This is a genomic window from Pseudonocardia halophobica, assembly GCF_027922425.1.
Taxonomy (GTDB): Bacteria; Actinomycetota; Actinomycetes; order Mycobacteriales; family Pseudonocardiaceae; genus Pseudonocardia; species Pseudonocardia halophobica.
Genome location: NZ_BSFQ01000034.1, coordinates 55,190 through 74,577, shown reverse-complemented (window position 1 = coordinate 74,577; position 19,388 = coordinate 55,190). Strand labels below are relative to the sequence as shown.

Annotated in this window: 20 protein-coding genes; 6 read left to right on the top strand and 14 right to left on the bottom strand. The window is 75.3% G+C overall.

Features of this window, described 5'->3' with window-relative positions:
- Positions 1 to 22: 22 nt before the first annotated feature.
- From PKE99_RS28920 to PKE99_RS28905, 4 genes are all read right to left on the bottom strand, one after another.
- A complete protein-coding gene (locus PKE99_RS28920; protein ID WP_306470761.1) occupies positions 23 to 1,117 on the bottom strand; it encodes an SIS domain-containing protein in 1,095 nt (364 codons plus the stop codon).
- Positions 1,114 to 1,323, bottom strand: a complete 210-nt coding sequence (locus tag PKE99_RS28915; protein ID WP_037046472.1) for a Trm112 family protein — start codon at positions 1,321 to 1,323, stop codon at positions 1,114 to 1,116. The genes PKE99_RS28920 and PKE99_RS28915 overlap by 4 nt, the downstream gene beginning before the upstream one ends.
- Positions 1,324 to 1,449: 126 nt before the next feature.
- Complete coding sequence (locus PKE99_RS28910; protein ID WP_037046470.1) at positions 1,450 to 2,811, bottom strand: phosphomannomutase/phosphoglucomutase; 1,362 nt, start codon at positions 2,809 to 2,811, stop codon at positions 1,450 to 1,452.
- A gap of 99 nt (positions 2,812 to 2,910) precedes the next feature.
- Positions 2,911 to 3,285 carry a DUF3499 domain-containing protein gene (locus PKE99_RS28905; protein ID WP_037046468.1) on the bottom strand — a complete coding sequence of 125 codons (375 nt, stop codon included), beginning with the start codon at positions 3,283 to 3,285 and terminating at the stop codon, positions 2,911 to 2,913.
- Between the two features lie 143 nt (positions 3,286 to 3,428).
- On the opposite strand from PKE99_RS28905, the gene PKE99_RS28900 reads away from it, so the two are divergent.
- Entirely contained in the window at positions 3,429 to 3,908 is a 480-nt protein-coding gene (locus PKE99_RS28900) for a metallopeptidase family protein (protein WP_037046466.1), read from the top strand.
- A gap of 191 nt (positions 3,909 to 4,099) precedes the next feature.
- Here PKE99_RS28900 and PKE99_RS28895 read toward each other — a convergent pair whose 3' ends face one another.
- The gene (locus PKE99_RS28895; protein ID WP_197040660.1) at positions 4,100 to 4,354 is read right to left on the bottom strand and encodes a WhiB family transcriptional regulator; all 255 of its coding nucleotides are present in this window, start codon (positions 4,352 to 4,354) and stop codon (positions 4,100 to 4,102) included.
- Positions 4,355 to 4,604: 250 nt separating this feature from the next.
- Between PKE99_RS28895 and PKE99_RS28890 the strand changes: the two genes are divergently transcribed.
- Complete coding sequence (locus PKE99_RS28890) at positions 4,605 to 5,375, top strand: site-2 protease family protein (RefSeq protein ID WP_037046463.1); 771 nt, start codon at positions 4,605 to 4,607, stop codon at positions 5,373 to 5,375.
- Between the two features lie 15 nt (positions 5,376 to 5,390).
- Here PKE99_RS28890 and PKE99_RS28885 read toward each other — a convergent pair whose 3' ends face one another.
- From PKE99_RS28885 to PKE99_RS28850, 8 genes are all read right to left on the bottom strand, one after another.
- A complete protein-coding gene (locus tag PKE99_RS28885) occupies positions 5,391 to 5,924 on the bottom strand; it encodes an NUDIX hydrolase (RefSeq protein ID WP_037046461.1) in 534 nt (177 codons plus the stop codon).
- Between the two features lie 28 nt (positions 5,925 to 5,952).
- Positions 5,953 to 7,320 carry a coenzyme F420-0:L-glutamate ligase gene (locus PKE99_RS28880; protein WP_231498226.1) on the bottom strand — a complete coding sequence of 456 codons (1,368 nt, stop codon included), beginning with the start codon at positions 7,318 to 7,320 and terminating at the stop codon, positions 5,953 to 5,955.
- Positions 7,317 to 8,312 (bottom strand): 2-phospho-L-lactate transferase, encoded by a 996-nt coding sequence (gene cofD / locus PKE99_RS28875; RefSeq protein WP_037046458.1) that lies wholly within the window; start codon positions 8,310 to 8,312, stop codon positions 7,317 to 7,319. Before cofD ends, PKE99_RS28880 begins: the two co-directional genes overlap by 4 nt.
- A 73-nt stretch (positions 8,313 to 8,385) precedes the next feature.
- Positions 8,386 to 8,877, bottom strand: a complete 492-nt coding sequence (locus PKE99_RS28870; protein WP_037046746.1) for a glutathione peroxidase — start codon at positions 8,875 to 8,877, stop codon at positions 8,386 to 8,388.
- A gap of 25 nt (positions 8,878 to 8,902) precedes the next feature.
- Positions 8,903 to 9,820 carry a DNA-3-methyladenine glycosylase family protein gene (locus tag PKE99_RS28865; RefSeq protein ID WP_081924171.1) on the bottom strand — a complete coding sequence of 306 codons (918 nt, stop codon included), beginning with the start codon at positions 9,818 to 9,820 and terminating at the stop codon, positions 8,903 to 8,905.
- Between the two features lie 76 nt (positions 9,821 to 9,896).
- On the bottom strand, positions 9,897 to 10,967 hold the full coding sequence (gene manB / locus PKE99_RS28860) for a mannose-1-phosphate guanylyltransferase (RefSeq protein ID WP_081924184.1): 1,071 nt from the start codon (positions 10,965 to 10,967) through the stop codon (positions 9,897 to 9,899).
- 67 nt (positions 10,968 to 11,034) lie between these two features.
- Complete coding sequence (locus PKE99_RS28855; protein WP_037046453.1) at positions 11,035 to 11,922, bottom strand: glycosyltransferase family 2 protein; 888 nt, start codon at positions 11,920 to 11,922, stop codon at positions 11,035 to 11,037.
- A gap of 74 nt (positions 11,923 to 11,996) precedes the next feature.
- Positions 11,997 to 12,887 carry a tetratricopeptide repeat protein gene (locus PKE99_RS28850; protein ID WP_051737522.1) on the bottom strand — a complete coding sequence of 297 codons (891 nt, stop codon included), beginning with the start codon at positions 12,885 to 12,887 and terminating at the stop codon, positions 11,997 to 11,999.
- Between the two features lie 265 nt (positions 12,888 to 13,152).
- Between PKE99_RS28850 and PKE99_RS28845 the strand changes: the two genes are divergently transcribed.
- Genes PKE99_RS28845 through ilvA form a run of 3 tightly spaced genes read left to right on the top strand, consistent with a single transcriptional unit; the run spans position 13,153 to position 17,345 of the window.
- The gene (locus PKE99_RS28845; RefSeq protein WP_231498225.1) at positions 13,153 to 15,291 is read left to right on the top strand and encodes an LCP family protein; all 2,139 of its coding nucleotides are present in this window, start codon (positions 13,153 to 13,155) and stop codon (positions 15,289 to 15,291) included.
- Between the two features lie 25 nt (positions 15,292 to 15,316).
- Positions 15,317 to 16,033 carry a TIGR03089 family protein gene (locus tag PKE99_RS28840; protein ID WP_037046451.1) on the top strand — a complete coding sequence of 239 codons (717 nt, stop codon included), beginning with the start codon at positions 15,317 to 15,319 and terminating at the stop codon, positions 16,031 to 16,033.
- Between the two features lie 52 nt (positions 16,034 to 16,085).
- Positions 16,086 to 17,345, top strand: coding sequence for a threonine ammonia-lyase IlvA (gene ilvA, locus PKE99_RS28835; protein WP_051737521.1), 1,260 nt, complete (start codon positions 16,086 to 16,088; stop codon positions 17,343 to 17,345).
- A 111-nt stretch (positions 17,346 to 17,456) separates the two neighbouring features.
- Here ilvA and PKE99_RS28830 read toward each other — a convergent pair whose 3' ends face one another.
- Positions 17,457 to 18,614 carry an acyl-CoA dehydrogenase gene (locus PKE99_RS28830; RefSeq protein ID WP_037046448.1) on the bottom strand — a complete coding sequence of 386 codons (1,158 nt, stop codon included), beginning with the start codon at positions 18,612 to 18,614 and terminating at the stop codon, positions 17,457 to 17,459.
- An 86-nt stretch (positions 18,615 to 18,700) separates the two neighbouring features.
- Between PKE99_RS28830 and PKE99_RS28825 the strand changes: the two genes are divergently transcribed.
- The gene (locus PKE99_RS28825; protein WP_037046447.1) at positions 18,701 to 19,381 is read left to right on the top strand and encodes a TetR family transcriptional regulator; all 681 of its coding nucleotides are present in this window, start codon (positions 18,701 to 18,703) and stop codon (positions 19,379 to 19,381) included.
- The last annotated feature ends 7 nt before the right edge of the window (positions 19,382 to 19,388 follow it).

Below are 19,388 nucleotides of genomic sequence, written 5' to 3'. Positions count from 1 at the left end.
GCTTCGTGCGGCGGTCGGCCCGTCAGGCCGGTTCGATGGCCCGGGTGGCCAGGCCGAGGTAGACGGCGGCGATCTCCAGCCGGGAGGCCAGCAGCGCGGTGCGCAGCAGCACCGCGTCCCGGGTGCCGCGCGGGACCTCGTCGACGGGGTGCTGCAGGTCGGCGGGCCAGCCGCGGCCGGTGCGGCGCACCGCGACCTGCCCCGGCTCCTCCTCGGCGGTCGCGAGCAGCACGACGCGGACCGGCGGCGAGTCGGGCCCCGGGTCGTCGAACGGGTCACGGAAGATGTCCTCGCCGCGGTCGGCCAGGTCGACGGCCCGGCGCAGCGCGGTGGCCGTGGCGGCCTGGGCGATGTCCGCGGCGTGTGCCACCACGCCGGCGTGCGTGGCCAGGGCGGTCGCCCCGTGCCCGGCGACGGCGGTCGCGGCCGGGTCGGCGCCCCAGAGCAGCGGGGTGCGCTCGGCCAGCCGCAGGGCCAGCGACTTCGCCGGGTTCATGAACGGTTCGTGGTTCGGCTGGTTGCGCTCCGCCTCGGCGTCGAGCGCGTCCGCCAGGGGGTCGAGGGAGGGGTCGAGCCCGCCCGGCCACAGCCCCAGCGAGGAGACGACGGTCAGCGCGACGGCGAGCGCGCGCGGCAGGTCCAGTGCGGGCGGAACCGGGATCCGGGGTTCGACGAACCGGGCGCGGCCGGCGCCCGCGGACGCCACCGGGCCCTCGGCCGGTGCCGACAGCACCACCTCGGCCCCGCGCCCGACCGCCCGCGACACCGACTCGGCCAGCTCGACGTCCGCCGGGTCGGCGGAGTGGGCCAGCACGACGTCGAGCGGACCGATCCAGCCGGGCACGACGTCGGCCACCACGATCGGCACCGGGCACAGCGACCCGAGCAGCGCCCCGACGATCTCCGCCGCCGCGCCCGACGAGCCCGGGCGGCGCAGGAACACCAGCGCCCGCGGCCGGTGCCCCGCCAGGTCGGCGACGCCCGCCTCGACCGCCGCCTGTGCCGCGGAGCGGACCTGGGCGCCCGCCGTGGCCGCCGCACGCAGCACGCCGCCGGTGTCCGCGGAGGCGAGCGCGACGGGGTCGCCGAGCAGGGTGTCGTCGAGCACGATCGTCACCCGGCGTTTCCGGGGTGCTCGGGGGCGGGCGCGTCCTCCGGAGGGAGGGCCTCGTCGAGCAGCAGCACCGGGATGCCGTCGACCACCGGGTAGCGGCGGCCGCAGGCGGTGCACACGAGATGCTCCCCCGCCGGCGTCAGGGGCGCGTGGTCCTCCGACGGGCAGGCCAGGATCTCGAGCAGCTGGGGGTCGAGCTGTACGGCCACGGTTCTCCTCACCTCACGTGCCGTTGATGCTGCCAGGGCGCGGGCGGGCGCGCCGCATCCGTCCGGGGTACCCGCGCGGCGGTGATCGGCTCGTCGCGGTCCCGGGCGAACGGGCGCCCGCCGCGCTCAGGCGCGGACGATCGCGAGGACCTCGTCCCGCAGCGCCGCCACCGCGGCCTCGTCGGCGGCCTCCACGTTGAGCCGCAGCAGCGGCTCGGTGTTGGAGGCGCGCAGGTTGAACCAGGAGCCGTCCGGCAGGGCGACGGTGAGCCCGTCGAGCTCGTCGAACTCCACGCCCTCGCGGGCCCCGTAGGTCTCGCGGACGGCGGCGACCCGGTCGGCCTGGTCCACCACGGTGGAGTTGACCTCGCCGCTGGCCGAGTAGCGCTCGTAGACGCGCATCAGCCCGGACAGCGGCTCCTGCTGCTCGCCCAGCGCGGCCAGCACGTGCAGCGCGGCCAGCATGCCGGAGTCGGCCTTCCAGAAGTCCTTGAAGTAGTAGTGCGCCGAGTGCTCGCCGCCGAACACCGCACCGGTGTCGGCCATCGTCTGCTTGATGAACGAGTGGCCCACCCGGGTGCGCACCGGGGTGCCGCCGTGCTCGCGGACGATCTCCGGCACGGCCCGGGAGGTGATCAGGTTGTGGATCACCGAGCTGCCGGGCGACTTGGCCAGCTCGCGGACCGCGACCAGCGCCGTGATCGCGCTCGGGCTCACCGGCTCGCCACGCTCGTCGACCACGAAACAGCGGTCGGCGTCGCCGTCGAAGGCCAGGCCGAGGTCGGCCCCCTCCGCGACGACGGCCTTCTGCAGGTCGACCAGGTTCGCCGGGTCCAGCGGGTTGGCCTCGTGGTTGGGGAAGGTGCCGTCGAGCTCGAAGTACAGGGGCACGACGTCGAGCGGGAGGCCGCCGAGCACCTCGGGCACCGTGTAGCCGCCCATGCCGTTGCCGGCGTCGACCACCACGCGCAGCGGCCGGATGCCGCTCAGGTCGACGAGCCCGCGCAGGTAGGCGGCGTACTCGGCGAGCAGCGTGCGCCGGCGGACCGTGCCGCCGCCGGGCCCCTCGGGCACCCCCTGCTCGACGGCCTCGCGGATCGCGGCGAGCCCCGTGTCCTGCCCGATCGGGGTCGCGCCCGCCCGGCAGAGCTTGATGCCGTTGTACTTCGCCGGGTTGTGGCTGGCGGTGAACATCGCGCCGGGCACGCCGAGGCTCCCGGCGGCGAAGTAGAGCATGTCGGTGCTGGCCAGGCCGATGTCGAGGACGTCGAGCCCCTGGGCGGTCACGCCCTCGGCGAAGGCGGCCGCGAGCCCGGGCGAGGAGTCCCGCATGTCGTGGCCCACCGCGATCTCGGTGACCGCGGGGTCCTCCGCGCGCAGCAGCCGGGCCAGCGCCGCTCCGACCTCACGGACCGTGCCGGCGTCGAGCTGCTCGCCGACGACGCCGCGGATGTCGTACGCCTTGACGATCTGGGAGAGGTCGGGCACGGGTCCGGAGCCTAGCGGGCGGGCCCGACGGCCCGCGGGACGGCCGCGACGACGCGCACCGGACGGGCGACGGACGGTGACGGCCCGTGAGTCCGGGGGTCAGTCCTCCGGCGGCGTGGGGAGCACGCGCAGGTGACCCCGCCGGCCGGTGGTGGCACCGGGACCGGCGGTGACGGTGGGCGAGGCCTCGATGGGCCGGTCGACCCGGCCGGCCTCGCGGACGGCCTCGGCCAGGGCGGTCAGGTCGTCGTCCGTGTGCTGCGGCGGCGCGAACTCGCCCTCGAAGCGGACGACCTCCCAGCCGCGGGGGGCGGTGAGCCGGTGGGCGTGCGCGGTGCACAGGTCGTAGGTGTGGGGCTCAGCCTGGGTGGCCAGCGGCCCGACGACCGCGGTCGAGTCCGCGTAGACATAGGTGAGAGTGGCCACCGCGAGCTCGGTGCAGCCGCTCCGCGAACACCTCCGGACACTCAGCACGCCCCCGACGATAGCCCCCCGCGCGCACGGTTCCCGACTGCGACGCGCGGGGCGGCCCCACCCGCCCGGGCGCGGTACGGACGGGCGACGCCGGGCGGCCGCACCGGCACGGCGCGGGCCCGCCGGGTCGTACTATTCGACGGGTGACGACCGCGCGCCGCATCCCGCGCCGCTCCCCCCGCAGGCGAGACCGCCGGGGCCGGGGACTGCGCGGCCTGCTGTACCCGGTGACCACGCCCTCCTTCCGCACCCGGGCCGAGCGGTTCGACGCCCGCGTGCTCGAGGCGCTCGAGCCGATCGAGCTGCGCTGGGGCCCCGAGCTGGTGGACCTGGACCTGGCGGTCGACGAGGTGCCGGAGGTCGAGCGGACCTCGCCCGAGGAGGTCGTGTGGGGCACCGGGGTGCTCGCCGACGCGGGCGTCCCGCTGGCCCAGCTGGTGCCGGCGGGCGTCGACCAGGCCGGGCTGCCCTCGCGGGCGCGGATCGTGCTCTACCGGCGCCCGCTGGAGGCGCGCGCCCGCGGCGGCGCCGATCTCGGCGAGCTGCTGCACGAGGTGCTGGTCGAGCAGGTGGCGGAGTACCTCAACATCGAGCCCGACGCCGTCGAGGGCGGGGCGGACTGAGGGCACCTGGCGCCGAGGGCGGCCCGGACGCGCGAGAGCCCGGACCGTCGCCGGCTGCGGGCACGCAGCCGGACACGCGTCCGGGCTCGAACGAGGGCGGGCCGCATCGCCCGCCCTTCGGGTTCCTCTCCCGGCGCGCTGCGTACGCCGGGAGGGGATGTCGTGGTGAAGTTGTCCGTCGGACCCCGGCCTCAGCCGGCCGCCCGTCGCAGGCGACGACGCTCCCGCTCGGAGAGCCCGCCCCAGATGCCGAAGCGCTCGTCCTGCGCCAGCGCGTACTCCAGGCACTCGGCCCGGACGTCGCACCCCGCGCAGATGCGCTTGGCCTCCCGTGTGGAGCCGCCCTTCTCGGGGAAGAACGCCTCCGGATCCGTCTGCGCGCACAGTGCGCGTTCCTGCCAGTCCTGCTCGCCGTCGTCCTGACCGTCGACCAGGGTGTCGATCAGGCGAAGCCCCTCCGTGGGGCCGATCCCGAAGTTCTCCGGAGCGCCCACCGTCGCTCCGATCGGGTCGCCGATCGTGCCCGCCCCCGTGACGAACACGGTGTCCGTGAAAACGTCCACTCGCCCACCTCCCCGCGCCCGGCGAATGACACCGCTGTAAGTACAGCGGTGTCGGTCGGTTCACCGCAACCCGGGGCTGCCGACCGGGTGACGGGTTCCACCCCTTCGGACACCCGTTCGGCAGAATGGGCAAGTGCGCGGAGTCTCCAATCGAGTCAGCCCGTGGTTCCTGCTGCTCCTGGCGGTGACGGTCGTCGGCGGGGTGCTCTGCGTCGTCGGGACCGAGTCCGCGCTGCAGGGGTCGATGGTCCTGCTCACCACGGGCGTGGTGCTGCTGGTGCTCGGCGGGTGGTGCGTCTCGCTCTGTCTGCACGAGTTCGGGCACGCCTACGTGGCGCACCGCGGCGGGGACCACAGCATCGAGAACCGCGGCTACCTCACCCTCGACATCCGCCGGTACGCCAACGTCGGGCTCTCCTTCGTGCTGCCCGTGGTGTTCCTGCTGCTCGGCGGCATCCCGCTGCCCGGGGGCGCGGTGTGGATCAACCAGTGGGCGCTGCGTTCGCGGGGAATCCGCTCGTTCGTGTCCTTCGCCGGCCCGGCCACCAACCTGGTCATCGGGATCCTGCTGAGCCTGGCGGTGATCTTCGTCCCGATGAACGAGGGGCTCGCGGTCGGGCTGTCCTGCCTCGCGCTGATCCAGATCCTCGCGTTCGTGCTCAACATCCTGCCGGTGCCCGGCCTCGACGGGTACGGCGTGCTCGAGCCCTACCTGTCGCCGCAGGCCCAGCAGCTCGGCCACAAGGTGCGCCCGTGGGCCCCGCTCGTGCTGTTCCTGCTGGTCCTCGGGGTGCCCGGGGTGTCGCGAGTGCTGTTCGGGGTCGGGCAGTTCCTCTTCGCCCTGATCGGCGGCGACGCGCAGTACGCCGCCGCCGGCTACAGCCTGCTGCTGTTCTGGCGCTGACCCGCCGCCGGCCCGTCAGCCGCGGGCGAGGGCGACCATCGCCGGCACCGTGTCCGACTCCGGCGGCAGCCCGTCGAGCGGCCACCAGGCCAGGTCGACCGACTCGTCGCTGATCGCGGGCACCGCCCCGGCCGGCGCGCGCACCAGGTAGCGGACGTCGAGGTGCCGGGTCGGCACGCCGAGCGAGCAGGTCACGGGATGGACGTCGACGTGCAGCGGGTGCTCGGCGATCTCCAGCCCGGCGATCCCGGACTCCTCGGTCGCCTCCCGCAGCGCCGCCGCCCGCAGCGACGCGTCCCCCGGCTCGCAGTGCCCGCCGAGCTGGATCCACCGGCCGACGCGCGGGTGCAGGGTCAGCAGGGTGTGCTCCCCCGCCGCGTCGACCACCAGCGCCGATGCGGTGAGGTGCCCGGCCGCGCACTCGCGGGCACACGCGTCCTCCGGGCGGGCGAGGCAGAAGGCGATCAGCGCCTGCTGCAGCGCGGCCTGCCCGGCGTCGGGCGGCGACCACGCGCGGAGCTCCTCGACGGCGACGGCCGGGCTCACCATGCGGGCGTCTCCCCCGCGGGGACGGGGCTCACCATTCGAGCAACCCCGCGGCCGGGTCGGCGGGCGGGCGCGGGTGGGCCGCCTCGAGCGGCACCCCGAACGCGACGGCACCGAGCGGCTGCCAGTCCTCCGCCAGCCCCAGCTCGGCCCGCACCACCTCGGGCGCGAAGATCGTGGACCCGACCCAGCACGAGGCCAGGCCCTCGGCGGCCAGCGCCACCAGGAACGACTGCACGGCGGCCCCGCCGGCCACGGTGAACATGTCCCGCTCGGCCGCGCGGCGGGCCTCGTCCGGGTAGGCGTGCGCGCCGTCGCCGGTGCGGAAGGGCAGCACCAGCTCGGGCGCCCGGCGCAGCAGGTCGCCCCGCGCGAGCCGGCGCTCGACCTCGTCCGCCGGACGTCCGTCGGCCTCCAGATCGGCGCGCCAGCGCTCGCGCAACGCGTCGAGCAGGGCGGTGCGCCGGGCGGGGTCGCGCAGCCACACGAACCGGAACGGCGTGCTGTGGTGCGGCGCGGGCGCGGTCAGCGCGACGCCGACGGCCCGGCGCACCGACTCCGCGGGCACCTCCTCGGGCGCGAAGTCCCGGACGCTGCGGCGCAGCAGCACGGCCTCGCGCCGGCCCTGCGCGAGCGCCTCCTCGGTGCCGAGCCAGAACAGGTCCTCGTCGATCGGCCGGACGAGGTCCCGCGCCGTCGAGCCGTCCTCGCGCACGCCGAGCCCGCGCACCACCGCGACCGGGGTCCCGCCGAGCTTGCCCTTGACCAGGTCGGCGGCGCCGGCCACCTCGTCCGCCAGGGCGACCTCGGTGACCAGCAGCTCGTTGCCCTCCGCGTCGACCGCGCCGCCGTAGCGGTGCAGCACGGTGAGCCCCGCGGACCCGATGGCGACGTCCGTCTGCCCGACCCGCCACGACCGGCCCATCGTGTCGGTGACGACCACCGCCACGTCGACGCCGAGCCGCTCGCGCAGGCCCTCGCGCAGCCGGGCGGCGCTGGCGTCGGGATCGACGGGCAGCAGCGCCAGCTCGTCCCGCCGTACGTTCGACCCGTCGACGCCGGCCGCGGCCTGCACGATCCCGAGCTTCGACGCGACGATCAGCGTTCTGCCGCGGCGGGCCAGGACCCGCTCGGTCTCGCCCTCGACGAGCCGGCGGCGCAGCTCGTCCCGCTCCTCGGGATCGATCGGCGCCGGGACGAGCCGGCCCTCGGCCTTGGAGAAGATCTTGCTGGTGACCACCACGACGTCGCCGGACTCCAGCCACGGGGCGGCCTCGGCGAGCGCGGCGGTCACGTCGTCCCCCGGGCGGAACTCCGGCAGCCCGGGGACCGGCAGGATCCGCAGCCCCTCGGCGGCGCCGTGGTCGGGGACCGGCGACGGGGCGGGCAGAGCGCTCACGGGGTGACCCCGGCCAGCTCGAACGCCGCACGCGCCATGTCCGCCGTGGCCTCCACGTCCGTCATCAGCAGGGGGACCGCCCGGGTCTCGGCGCCCTCGATCTCGGCGGAGTCTCCCGAGTGGACCAGCCAGCCGTCGAGCAGGCCGCCCTTCGCCCGCCCGCCGTAGTGCCGGCCGACGGCCTCGGCGGTGGTCTCGACCCCGATCGCCGAGAGGCACGCGTCGGCCATCCCGCGCAGCGGCCGCCCGCCCACGATCGGCGACAGCCCGACGATCTTCGCCTTGGTGCCGACCAGCGCCTGCGGCATGCCCGGGACCTGGATCATCGTGCCGATGCTGACCACCGGGTTCGACGGCGCGACCAGCACCACGTCCGCGTCGGCGATCGCCTGCGCCGCGGCCGGCAGGACCTTCGCCTCGTCCGCACCCACCGACGCGAACCGGTGGGCGGGGAACTTGGCCTGGTGGCGTACCCACCACTCCTGGAAGTGCACCGCGACCTGCGGCGGCGCGTCGTCGGCCGGTTCCGGGTTGTCGATCACCACGTGCGTCTCGACCCGGTCGTCCGTGGCGGGCAGCAGCCGCACGCCCGGCTTCCACCGGTGGCACAGCGCCTCGGTGACCTGCGAGAGCGGGTAGCCCGCGCGCAGCATCCGGGTGCGGACCAGGTGCGTCGCGACGTCCCGGTCGCCGAGCCCGAACCAGGTGGGATCGGCCTCGTAGGCGGCCAGCTCGTCCCGCACCGCCCAGGTCTCCCCCGCCCGGCCCCAGCCGCGCTCCGAGTCGATCCCGCCGCCCAGGGTGTACATGCAGGTGTCGAGGTCGGGGCAGATCCGCAGGCCGTGCATCCACACGTCGTCGCCCACGTTGACCACGGCGCTGACCTCGTGCGGGCCCTCGCCGGGCCCGACGGCCGGCAGCCCGAGGGCGGCCTTCACGCCGAGCAGGAACCGGGCGCCGCCGACGCCTCCGACCAGGACGGTGACCTTCACGGCGCCAGGCTACGTCGGACCCCCGACAACCGGCGCAGAGGCTCGCTCCCCTCGGTGCAGAGGCTCGCTCCGCTCAGCCGGGGAGGACCTCGGTGACGGCCGCCACCACCTCGTCGGACTCCGGCTCGGTACGCGGCCGGAAGCGGGCCCGCACGGTCCCGTCCGGGGCCACGAGGAACTTCTCGAAGTTCCACTGGACGTCCCCGGCCTCGCCCGCCTCGTCGGCGGTGGCGGTCAGCGCGGCGTAGAGCGGGTGCCGGCCCGGCCCGTTGACCTCGACCTTCTCCGTGAGCGGGAAGGAGACGCCGTAGGTGGTGGAGCAGAACGTGGCGATCTCCTCCGCCGTGCCCGGCTCCTGCCCGGCGAACTGGTTGCACGGCACGCCGAGCACGGTGAACCCGCGGCCGGCGAAGCGCTCCTGCAGCCGCTCCAGACCCTCGTACTGCGGGGTGAGCCCGCACTTCGAGGCGACGTTGACGACGAGGACGGCCTTGCCGCCGAGGTCCGGGAGGGCGCCGCCGTCGAGAGCGGAGAGCGCGGCGATCGGGGAGTCGAGAAGGGCCACGCCCACGAACGTACCCCGCGACGATCTACATCTCCCGGTAGTCCCGCGGGCTGAAGCGGGGCCCGAAGCGCGGGCGGCGGAACCCCGAGATCTCGACGTACCGCACCGCCCGGTGCCGCTGCGGCGCGTACGGGGCCAGGACCTCGAGCATCCCGACGTCGTCGAGCGGGCGGCCGACCAGGGCCCAGCCGACCACGGTGGGGATGTGGAAGTCCCCGAAGCTGACGGCGTCGGCGTCGCCCCACGCGCGCTGGGCCACCTCGGCGGCGGTCCACACCCCGATACCGGGGATGCGGCGCAACAGGATCCGGCCCTGCTCGCCGCCCAGCTCGACCGCCTTCTCCAGCCGGTGCGCGACCGCGGCGGCGGCCCGGATCGCCCGCCGCCGGGCCGAGTCCACCCCGGCCCTGTGCCACTCCCAGTCCGGGACGGAGCGGATCTGCGCGGGCGTCGGCGGCACGCGCATGCCCCGCGGCATCGTGCCGGCCGGACCGGGCGCGGGGTCGGAGAACCGCCAGCAGAGCTCGCGCCAGGAGCGCCGCGCCTCGATGCCCGTGACCTTCTGTTCGAGGATCGCGGGCACCAGCTGGTCCCACACCCGGCGGGTGGAGCCGAGCCGGATCCCGGGCAGGCGGCGGGCGGCGTCGGCGATCAGCGGGTGGTGGGCGACGAAGGACTCGGGCTCGTCGTGCGCGCCGAGCAGGGCGGGCAGGCCGTCGAGCTCCCACCGCGCGCCGGGCCCCCAGCCGGCGGCGACGACCGTGCCGTCGCTGCGCCGGGACATCCGGACCGTGGCGGGCCCGTCGGGCGTGGTGGAGACGCGCCAGATCGCGGAGCCCTCGCCGACCGAGCGCCACGACGGGTCACCCCGCCCGCGACGCAACGGGGCGAGCACCCCGGCGAGGTCGAGCCGGAAGTCCGGCCGCCACTCGCGCTCGATCACGCGACCACGGTAACCGCAGCCCGAAGGCGGTCGTGAGTGCCTACTGCCGCTCTAGGGGCAGTAGCCACTCACGGAGTCAGACGTCGGCCGAGAACCGGACCCCGTGCGGCGGCAGCTGGACCTCCGGCCACACCCGCACGCCGCCCTTGAGCTCGCAGTGCGCCCCGATGACCGCCCGGTCGCCGATCACCGCGTCGCGGACGTGCGCGCCCGCCTCGATCCGGGCGCCGGCGCCGACCACGGAGCTCTCGACGACCGCGTGCGGCTCGATCACCGCGCCGTCGAAGACCATGCAGCCCTCGACCTTCGCGCCCGCCCCGATCACCGCGTCCCGCCCGACGGCGGTGCCGCCGAACACGAACGCGTCCTTCGCCACGGTGGCACCGGGCAGCACGATCGACTCGCCGGCCGGGCCGGGCAGCGCCGCCGAGGGCGCCACGCCGCGGACCAGGTCGGCCGAGCCGTGCACGAGGTCGGCGGGGGTGCCCATGTCGCGCCAGTAGGCGTTGTCGACGTGCCCGCTGACCCGGGCGCCCGCCTCGAGCAGCCCGGGGAAGGTCTCGCGCTCCACCGACACCACCCGGCCCTGCGGGATGTCCTCGATCACCGAGCGGCGGAAGACGTAGCAACCGGCGTTGATCTGGTCCGTCGGCGGGTCCTCGGTCTTCTCCAGGAACGCCTGGACGCGGCCGTCGGCGTCGGTGGGCACGCAGCCGTACGCGCGCGGGTCCTGCACGCGGACCAGGTGCAGGGTGACGTCCGCGTCCGTGCGCCGGTGGGTGTCGACGACGGCGGTGAGGTCGGTGCCGCACAGCACGTCCCCGTTGAAGACCATGACGTTCTCGGTCGTCAGGTGCTTGGCCACGTTGGCGATCCCGCCGCCGGTGCCCAGCGGCTGGTCCTCCACCACGTAGGTGAGCTCGAGGTCGAGCGACTCCCCGTCGCCGAAGTGCTCCTCGAACGTCTCCGCGAGGTACGAGGTGCCGAGCACCACGCGCCGCACGCCCGCGGCGCGGATCCGGGAGAGCAGGTGGGCCAGGAACGGCACGCCCGCCGTGGGCAGCATCGGCTTCGGGGCCGACAGGGTGAGGGGGCGCAGGCGCGTGCCCTTGCCCCCCACGAGCACGACGGCCTCGACGTCGTCCAGCACGAACGGTCCTCTCGTCAGCCGGCCGGTCCCCCCGGTCCGGATCTCCGGTCTCACACTGCTGGTCTCACCGGGTGGACGTTCGTCCACGCGCCTGCGTTGCCCGGGCTCGCACCGCGAGTCCGGCCCGCACCGCCGCCCGGATCGGGGCGTTGCGGGGGCCCGGGTGCCGGTCGGCGAGGTAGCGGTAGGCGCTGCGGTGGTGCTCGGCGAGCATCCGGGCCGACACCTCGGGCTTCGAGGTGGAGACCCCGCCGGTGTGCACGACCTCGGCGGTCGGGACGTAGACGTTGAGCCAGCCGGCCCGGCCGAGCCGGTCGCCGAGGTCCACGTCCTCGAAGTACATGAAGTAGCGCGGGTCGAACCCGTCGACCGAGTCGAAGGCGCTGCGGCGCACCAGGATGCACGAGCCGGAAAGCCAACCCGCCGTGCGCTCGCCGATCGCCGCGGCGGCCTGCCGGTAGGTCTGCGTCCAGGGGTTGCCGGGCCAGACCCGGCCGAGGACGGCGTGTCCGGCGCCGTGGCCCAGCGAGGGCAGCAGCCGGGCCGAGGGGTAGACCGTGCCGTCGGGCTCGCGGATCAGCGGTCCGAGCGCGCCGGCGCGCGGCCAGCGGCCGGCGGCCTCGAGCAGCGTGTCGATCGCGCCCTCGCCCCAGACCAGGTCCGGGTTGGCGACGACGACCCAGCCCACCTCGGGCCCCAGCCCGGCGACGGCTCGGTTGGCGGCCGTGCCGTAGCCGACGTTCTCGCCGATCCGGAGCAGCTCCACACCGTCGCGCTCCGCCGCGCGCTCCGGGGCGCCGTCGACGGACCCGTTGTCCGCCAGCACGACCCGGGGCGGACGCGCGGTCGCCGCCTTGAGCGAGTCCAGGAAGGCCTCGAGCGTGTCGCCCGGTGAGTACGTGACGGTCACGACCGCGAGCTCGTCCCCGTACGTGCGGACCGCCGACTCCATGGCGGGTCACCCTAACGGGCCCCCGGGGGCCGGTCGGTGCGGGGACCGGGGGCCGACCGATCGGGGCCGGGGACTCAGTCGTCCGCCGGGTCCTCGCCGTCGAGCTCCGCGAGGGCCTCGGCGGCGGCCCGGTCGCCCCAGGTCACCGCCATCTCCAGGTACCAGCGCGCCGCCTCGGGCCGCCCGGTGTCGAGCAGGAACCGGCCGATGGTCCAGGCCCAGCCCGGTTCGTTGTGCCGCTCGGCCTCGCGGTACTCGCGGTCGGCCCCGTCGAGGTCGCCGCGGGCGACGAGGAACGCGGCGTAGGCGGTGTGGGCGCGGACGGCGCCGAGCTCGCCGGCGCGCCGGTAGAGGGACTCGGCCTCCGCGTCCCGGCCCTGGACGGCCCGCACGTCCGCCAGCGCGACGAGCGCGTCCGGCCGCCGTTCGTCCGCGTACCGCTCGGCGGCCACGACGGCTGCGGCGAGGTCCTCCGCCTCGAGGTGCAGCGCGACGAGGTTGTCCGGCGCCTGCGGGTCGCCCGCCTCGGCGGCGTCGGTGAGGACCCGGACGGCCTCGGCGAAGCGGCCGTCCGCCCGCAGCAGCAGGGCGAGGTCGTTGGCGGCGGGGAGCTCGCGCTGCGCCACGGCGAGGCGCAGCACCTGCTCGGCCCGCGAGTGGTCGCCCAGCTCGGCGAGCGCGACCCCGAGCCGCCCCGCGAACTCCAGGTGCCCCTGCTCCACCAGCGGCGCGAGGAACTCGATGGCTGCGGTCCAGCTGCCGCTGTCCAGGTAGGCGCGCACGAGCAGGTCCGCCGAGCCCGGTTCGCGCGAGGCGACGGCGCGGCGCAGCGGCTCGACCGCCTCCCAGGCCCGGTGCTGCTCCAGCAGCGCCCGGCCCGCGGCCGTCAGCGGCCCCTCCGGCGGCGGCACGGGGATGCGGTGGACGGCGTCGGTCCGGGCCGCCTCGTCGGGCTGTGCGGTCATGCGGGGGCCCCTCGCGACGTGGAGATGTGAATGGTCTCACTCCCCCGGTGGTCCGGCAGGACGGGGCGGTCCGTCACGGAGATGATCACGCGTAGGTCCGAACGGGTCACCCTCCGGGGTGGACGATCGCCCAACGGTGATCTCGAGCCGCCGACACGCCGGGCGACGCGCGCGATCATGCCTCCGGATGCTGCACCCTCTAGGGGCGGCCGGGTGGCGGCCGCGGGGGTCCGGACCCGAACCGGGCGCGAGGTGAGGAGGTGGAGTGGACCCGACGTCCGGTGGCCGCTCCTCCTCGGGCGGGCCGCGGCGCGAGCGCCGCGCCGGCGCCTCCGCGCTGTTCGGCGAGGGCGGCGCCCTGACCGGCGGCGGCCCCGACCGTCCCCCACGGGCCCGCGCGACCGGCTCGGCGGGGCGGTCGGACGTCGCGCCGGAGCCGCGCTCCGAACGCGGCACGGGCTCCGCGGCGGGGTACTCCGCCCGGTCGTCCCGGGACGGGGGCTCCACGGCGGGCCGGGCGGGTTCCGGGCGAAGCGGTTCCTCCGGCGCCTCGGCCCGTGACCGCGGCTCCGGCGACCGCTCGTCCTCCGGCTCCGGGAGCGGCCGCCCCCGCTCGACCGGCTCGGGTCGCGACGGTTCCGCCCGGGATGGCTCGGGGCGCGGCGACGGGTCCGTCCCCCGCGGACGCCGGACCGGCTCCGACCGGGACGGGGAGCCGGGCGGCGCGTCCGCGCGGTCGAGCTCCGCCCGCACCTCGGCCCGCCGGTCCACTCCCGACCGCGACGAGCCCCGCAGGCCCGTTCGCCGGGCCGTCGTCGAGCCGCCGCCGCGCCGGCCCGCCCGGGACGTCTCGCGGGGTGCGGCACCCACCCGTCCCCCCACCCGCACGCGCCCGCGCACCCCTCCGCCGGCGCGGCCCCGCCCCGCGACCGCGCCGCCCGGGCGGCCGCCCGGCCGGTTCGTCCGCCGGACCCGGATCACGCTGTGCGTCCTGTCCGCCCTGGTCGTGGCGGTCACGGGCACGGCGTGGGGCCTCTACCGCGACCTCACCGCGGGCCTGACCACGACCAACGTCATCACCGGCGGCTCCTCCGGCGGCGAGCAGAACATCCTGCTCGTGGGCGTCGACAGCCGCACGGACGCGCAGGGCAACCCGCTGCCCGACGACGTCCTGCGCACCCTGCGCAGCGGCGCCGAGTCCGGCGTCCTCAACTCGGACACGATCATCGTGCTGCACATCCCCGCCGACGGCGGCAGCGCGACGGCCTTCTCCATCCCGCGGGACAGCTACGTCGACATCCCCGGCTACCGCAAGGACAAGATCAACGCCGCGTACCCGGCCACCAAGGCGCTCAAGGCCGAGGAGCTGGTGAAGTCCGGCGTCACCCAGAAGGACGCCGACCAGCAGTCGTCGGCGACGGGGCGGACCGCGTTGATCGACACCGTCCAGGACCTGACCGGTCTCACGATCGACCACTACGCCGAGATCAACCTGCTCGGCTTCTACAACCTGACCCAGGCCATCGGCGGGGTCGACGTCTGCCTCAGGGCCCCGGTCGACGACGAGTTCTCCGGCGCCCGCTTCGCCGCCGGCCCACAGACGATCTCCGGCGCGGACGCGCTGGCCTTCGTCCGCCAGCGGCACGGCCTGCCCGAGGGCGACCTGTCCCGCATCCGCCGGCAGCAGGTGTTCCTCGCCGCCGTCGCCGACAAGATCCTCTCCAGTGGCACGCTGACCGACACCGGCACGCTCTCCGCGCTGATGGACGTGGCGAAGAAGTCGCTCGTCATCGACTCCGGCTGGGACCTGCTCGGCTTCGGCCGGCAGGCGTCGGACATCGCCGCGGGCAACATCGACTTCGTGACCATTCCGACGCAGGGCGGCGCGAACAACGAGCGCGGCGACGTCGTGCTGGTCGATCCCACGCAGGTCCAGCAGTTCGTCGAGCAGCGGACCGCGCCGAAGGAGGAGCCCGAGACCACCGCGGAGGCGCCGGTCGCGTCCACGGTGGACCCGGCGACGGTCACTGTCGACGTCGGCAACGGCTCGGGCGGTACCGGCCTCGCGGCCCAGGTCGCCGACCGGCTCGGCGGGGCGGGCTACCTGCGCGGCACGGTGGAGAACTCGGACAGCCGCTCGACCTCCGTCGTCCGCTACGCCCAGTCGGACGGTGACGAGGCCGCCCGCGCGGTGGCCGCGCAGCTCGGCGGGATCGGCGTCGAGCAGGCCGACGGCGTGCGGTCCGGGCACGTGCAGGTGCTGCTCGGGACCGACTTCGCGGGCTCGTCCGCGGCGGCGACGACGGGGACGACCGGGGCGACGACCACGACCGGCGGCTCCTCGACCTCCGCGCCCGCGCCGACCTCCGAGGTCAACGCGGGCGGCGTACCGTGCATCGACTGATCGCCCGTACCCGCGAAGGACGTCCGTGTCGCTGACCGCCACCCTGCTCGACCCGATCCTCGCCGCCGCCCCGGCGCGGCCACTGATCACCTTCTACGACGACGCCACCGGCGAGCGGATCGAGCTGTCCGCGGTCACCACGGCGAACTGGGTGGCGAAGGCCGCCAACCTGCTGCGCGACGAGTGCGACGTCGAGCCGGGCGGCAGGGTCGCCGTGCTGCTGCCGGCGCACTGGCAGACGGCGTCGGTGCTGCTCGCGGCGTGGTCGTGCGGGGCCGAGGTGGTCGGCGAGCCCGCCGAGGCGGACCTCGTGCTGTGCGACGCCGGGCGGCTCGACCTCGCGCTCGCCGCCGAGCCGTCGGGCGGGGTGGTCGCCCTGTCCCTCGACGCGTTCGGCCGCGGGATCGACGGCCTGCCGTCCGGGGTGATCGACTTCGCCACCGAGGTCCGGCTGCACGGCGACGAGTTCGTGCCCTGGGAGCCGGTGCCCGCCGACGCCCCCGCCCTCGACGGCATGCCCGCCTCGGAGGTGGCCGCCCGCGCGGCGGCGCGGGCCGCCGCGCTGGGGCTCTCCGGCTCGGAGCGGGTGCTGTCGACGCGGGACTGGTCCGCGCGCGAGGACCTGGTCGACGGCCTGCTCGCCGTCCTCGCCGCCGGTGCCTCCCTCGTCCAGGTCGCCCACGCCGACGCGGGGCGCCTGGAGCGCAAGTACGACACGGAGAAGTGCACCGCCCGGCTGTGACGGCGGGCGGGCTCGGGGAGGGCCCCGCAGGTGGGCTGGCTACGGTGGGGTGATGACCAGCGCCCCCGCCCAGAGCGTGACCGCCTCCGACGTCGACGCGGCGGCGGGGCGGTTGCGCGCGGTGATCGGGCCGAGCCCGCTGCAGCTCTCGGCGCGGCTGTCCGACGCCGTCGGCGGCGAGGTGTGGCTCAAGCGCGAGGACCTGCAGCCGGTCCGCTCCTACAAGATCCGCGGCGCCTACAACCTGATCGCGCAGCTCTCGCCGGAGGAACGCGAGCGCGGGGTGGTGTGCGCGTCCGCCGGGAACCACGCCCAGGGCGTCGCGTTCGCCTGTGCGCGGCTGCACGTCACGGCCCGGGTCTACCTGCCCCGCACCACCCCGCGGCAGAAGCGGGACCGGGTCGCGCGGCTGGGCGGCAAGGTCGTGGAGGTCGTGGTCGTCGGCAACACGTACGACGACGCCGCCGCGGCCGCCGCCGCCGACGCCGAGCAGACCGGCGCCACCCTCGTCCCCGCCTTCGACGACCCCCGCACCGTGGCCGGCCAGGGCACGGTCGTCCGCGAGGTGCTCAGCCAGCTCGCGGACCCGCCGGACCAGATCATCGTCCCGGTCGGCGGGGGCGGGCTGCTCGCCGGCACCCTCGTCTACCTGCGCGAACGGCACCCCGACGTCCGCGTGATCGGCGTCGAGCCGGCCGGCGCCGCGAGCATGGCCGCGGCCCTGACGAAGGGCGAGCCGACCACGCTGGCGGAGGTCGAGCCGTTCGTCGACGGCGCCGCGGTGCGCCGGGTCGGTGAGACCACGTTCCCGATCGTGCGCGAGGCGTCGATCGCGGTCGACGCCGTGGACGAGGGCCGGATCTGCGTCGAGATGCTCGCGCTCTACCAGAGCGACGGGATCATCGCCGAGCCCGCGGGCGCGCTCGCCCCGGCGGCGCTCGGCCAGCTGGACATCCCGCGCGGCTCGAGCACGGTGTGTCTGCTCTCCGGCGGCAACAACGACGTCAGCCGCTACGCCGACATCGTCGAACGCGCCCTCGTGTGGGAGGGCCGCAAGCACTACTTCCTGGTGGAGTTCCCGCAGGAGCCGGGCGCGCTGCGCCGCTTCCTCGACGACGTCCTCGGGCCGGACGACGACATCACGCTCTTCGAGTACGTCAAGCGCAGCAACCGGGAGACGGGCCCCGCACTCGTCGGGATCGAGCTGGGCGACCCGGCCGACCTGGAGCCGCTGCTGGCCCGCATGGAGGCCTCGCCGCCGCAGATCGAGCCGATCCCCCCGGACTCCCCGCTGTTCCGCTTCATCCTCTGACGAGCGTTATGGAACCATAATGCGTTCAGGAGCCAGAAATGAGCGCATTATGGAACCATAATGCGCTCATCACCCTGGATTATGCGCATTATGGTTCCATAGTGCGGCTGGTCAGCGGAGCAGGGAGCGCGCCATCACCATGCGCTGCACCTGGTTGGTGCCCTCGTAGATCTGCGTGATCTTCGCGTCGCGCATCATCCGCTCCACCGGGAAGTCCCTGGTGAAGCCCGCGCCGCCCAGGAGCTGCACGGCGTCGACCGTCACCTGCATCGCGGTGTCCGAGGCCAGGCACTTGGCGGCCGACGAGATGAAGCCGAGGTTCTTCTCGCCGCGCTCGGCGCGCGAGGTCGCGACGTAGACGAGCTGCCGCGCGGCCTCCACCTTCATCGCCATGTCGGCGACCATGAACTGGATGCCCTGGAAGTCGGCGATCGCCTTGCCGAACTGCTTGCGCTCCTTGATGTACGCGATCGCCTGGTCGAGCGCGCCCTGCGCGATGCCGACGGCCTGCGCGCCGATCGTCGGGCGGGTGTGGTCGAGCGTGGCGAGCGCGGTCTTGAAGCCCGTGCCCTCGGCGCCGATGATCCGGTCACCGGGGATGCGGCAGTCCTGGAAGTAGATCTCCCGCGTCGGCGAGCCGGCGATGCCGAGCTTGCGCTCCTTCGGGCCGACCTCGAAGCCCGGGTCGTCCTTGTGCACCACGAACGCGGAGATGCCGTTGGCCTTCTTCTCCGGGTCGGTCACGGCCATGACCGTGTACCAGGTGGACTCGCCGGCGTTGGTGATCCAGCACTTGGTGCCGTTGAGGACCCAGTCGTCGCCGTCACGGCGGGCGCGGGTCTTCATCGAGGCCGCGTCGGACCCCGCCTCGCGCTCGGACAGCGCATAGCTGATCATCGCCTCGCCGGCGGCGATCGACGGCAGGACCTGCTTCTTCAGCTCCTCGGAGGCCGAGAGCAGGATCGGGACCGAGCCCAGGCCGTTGACCGCCGGGATGAGCGACGACGACGCGCACACCCGCGCGACCTCCTCGATCACGATGCAGGCGGCCAGCTCGTCGGCCCCCTGCCCGCCGTACTCCTCGGGGATGTGCACGGCCTGGAAACCGGCCTTGACCAGCGCGTCCTTGGCCTCGTGGGGGAAGCGCGCCTGCTCGTCCACCTCCGCGGCGTGCGGCGCGATCTCCTTCTCGGCGAGCGCACGCACGGCGTCGCGGAGGGCCTCGTGCTCCTCGCTCAGCCGGTAGGCGTCGAACTCGGCGTTCAGCATCTCTTCTCCCACGTCGGTGTGTCCGGGTGCGTCCACTCTAACGGCACTCCGTGCCACATAACAACGCCCCTGCTACCCTCCGTGCCATGTCCAACGTCACTTCGCGCCGCGGCCGTTCGGCCGAGGGGCGCGCGGAGGTGCGTCGCGACCTCGTCACGGCGGCGGTGGACCTGTTCACCGCGCGGGGCTACGACGACACGACGGTCGACGACATCGCGGCCGCCGCCGGCGTCGGGCGCCGGACCTTCTTCCGGTACTTCAAGGGCAAGGAGGACGCGGTCTCCCCCGACCACGAGCTCGGGCTCGCCCGGATCGCCGAGGTCTTCGCGACCGCGCACCCCACCGAGCCGCTGCTGTCGGTGGTGCTGCGGGCCGGGGAGACGGTGTTCGACCTCTACCTGTCCGACCCGGGAACCGCCCGGAAGCGGTTCGCGCTGGTCCACGAGGTGCCCGCGCTGCGCGACCGGGAGGCGGCCATGGTGCACCGCTACCGGCGGCTGTTCACCAAGGAGCTGGCGGCGCGGCTCGCCGACGTCGAGGACGGGGACCTGCGCGCGGCCGTCACCGGGGCGGCGGTCGTCGCCGCGCACAACCAGGCCCTGCGCCGCTGGCTGGCCGACGGCGGCACGGCCGGGGGCACCGAGGCCTGCCGGGCGCACTTCCGCAAGGTCGCCGGCATGCTGCCGCTGGAGCAGGCGCCGGACCTGGAGCAGGTGGCGCGCCGGCTGGAGCGCGCGGCCCGCTCGCTGGAACGCCGCACCAGCTGAGCCGGAC

Bases quoted from the DNA above. Each gene is read 5' to 3' on its own strand.
- ilvA (WP_051737521.1), top strand. From the start codon at position 16,086: ATGACCAGCGCCCCCGCCCAGAGCGTGACCGCCTCCGACGTCGACGCG.
- PKE99_RS28885 (WP_037046461.1), bottom strand. From the start codon at position 5,924: ATGGTGAGCCCGGCCGTCGCCGTCGAGGAGCTCCGCGCGTGGTCGCCG.
- PKE99_RS28850 (WP_051737522.1), bottom strand. From the start codon at position 12,887: ATGACCGCACAGCCCGACGAGGCGGCCCGGACCGACGCCGTCCACCGC.
- PKE99_RS28855 (WP_037046453.1), bottom strand. From the start codon at position 11,922: ATGGAGTCGGCGGTCCGCACGTACGGGGACGAGCTCGCGGTCGTGACC.
- PKE99_RS28830 (WP_037046448.1), bottom strand. From the start codon at position 18,614: ATGCTGAACGCCGAGTTCGACGCCTACCGGCTGAGCGAGGAGCACGAG.
- PKE99_RS28825 (WP_037046447.1), top strand. From the start codon at position 18,701: ATGTCCAACGTCACTTCGCGCCGCGGCCGTTCGGCCGAGGGGCGCGCG.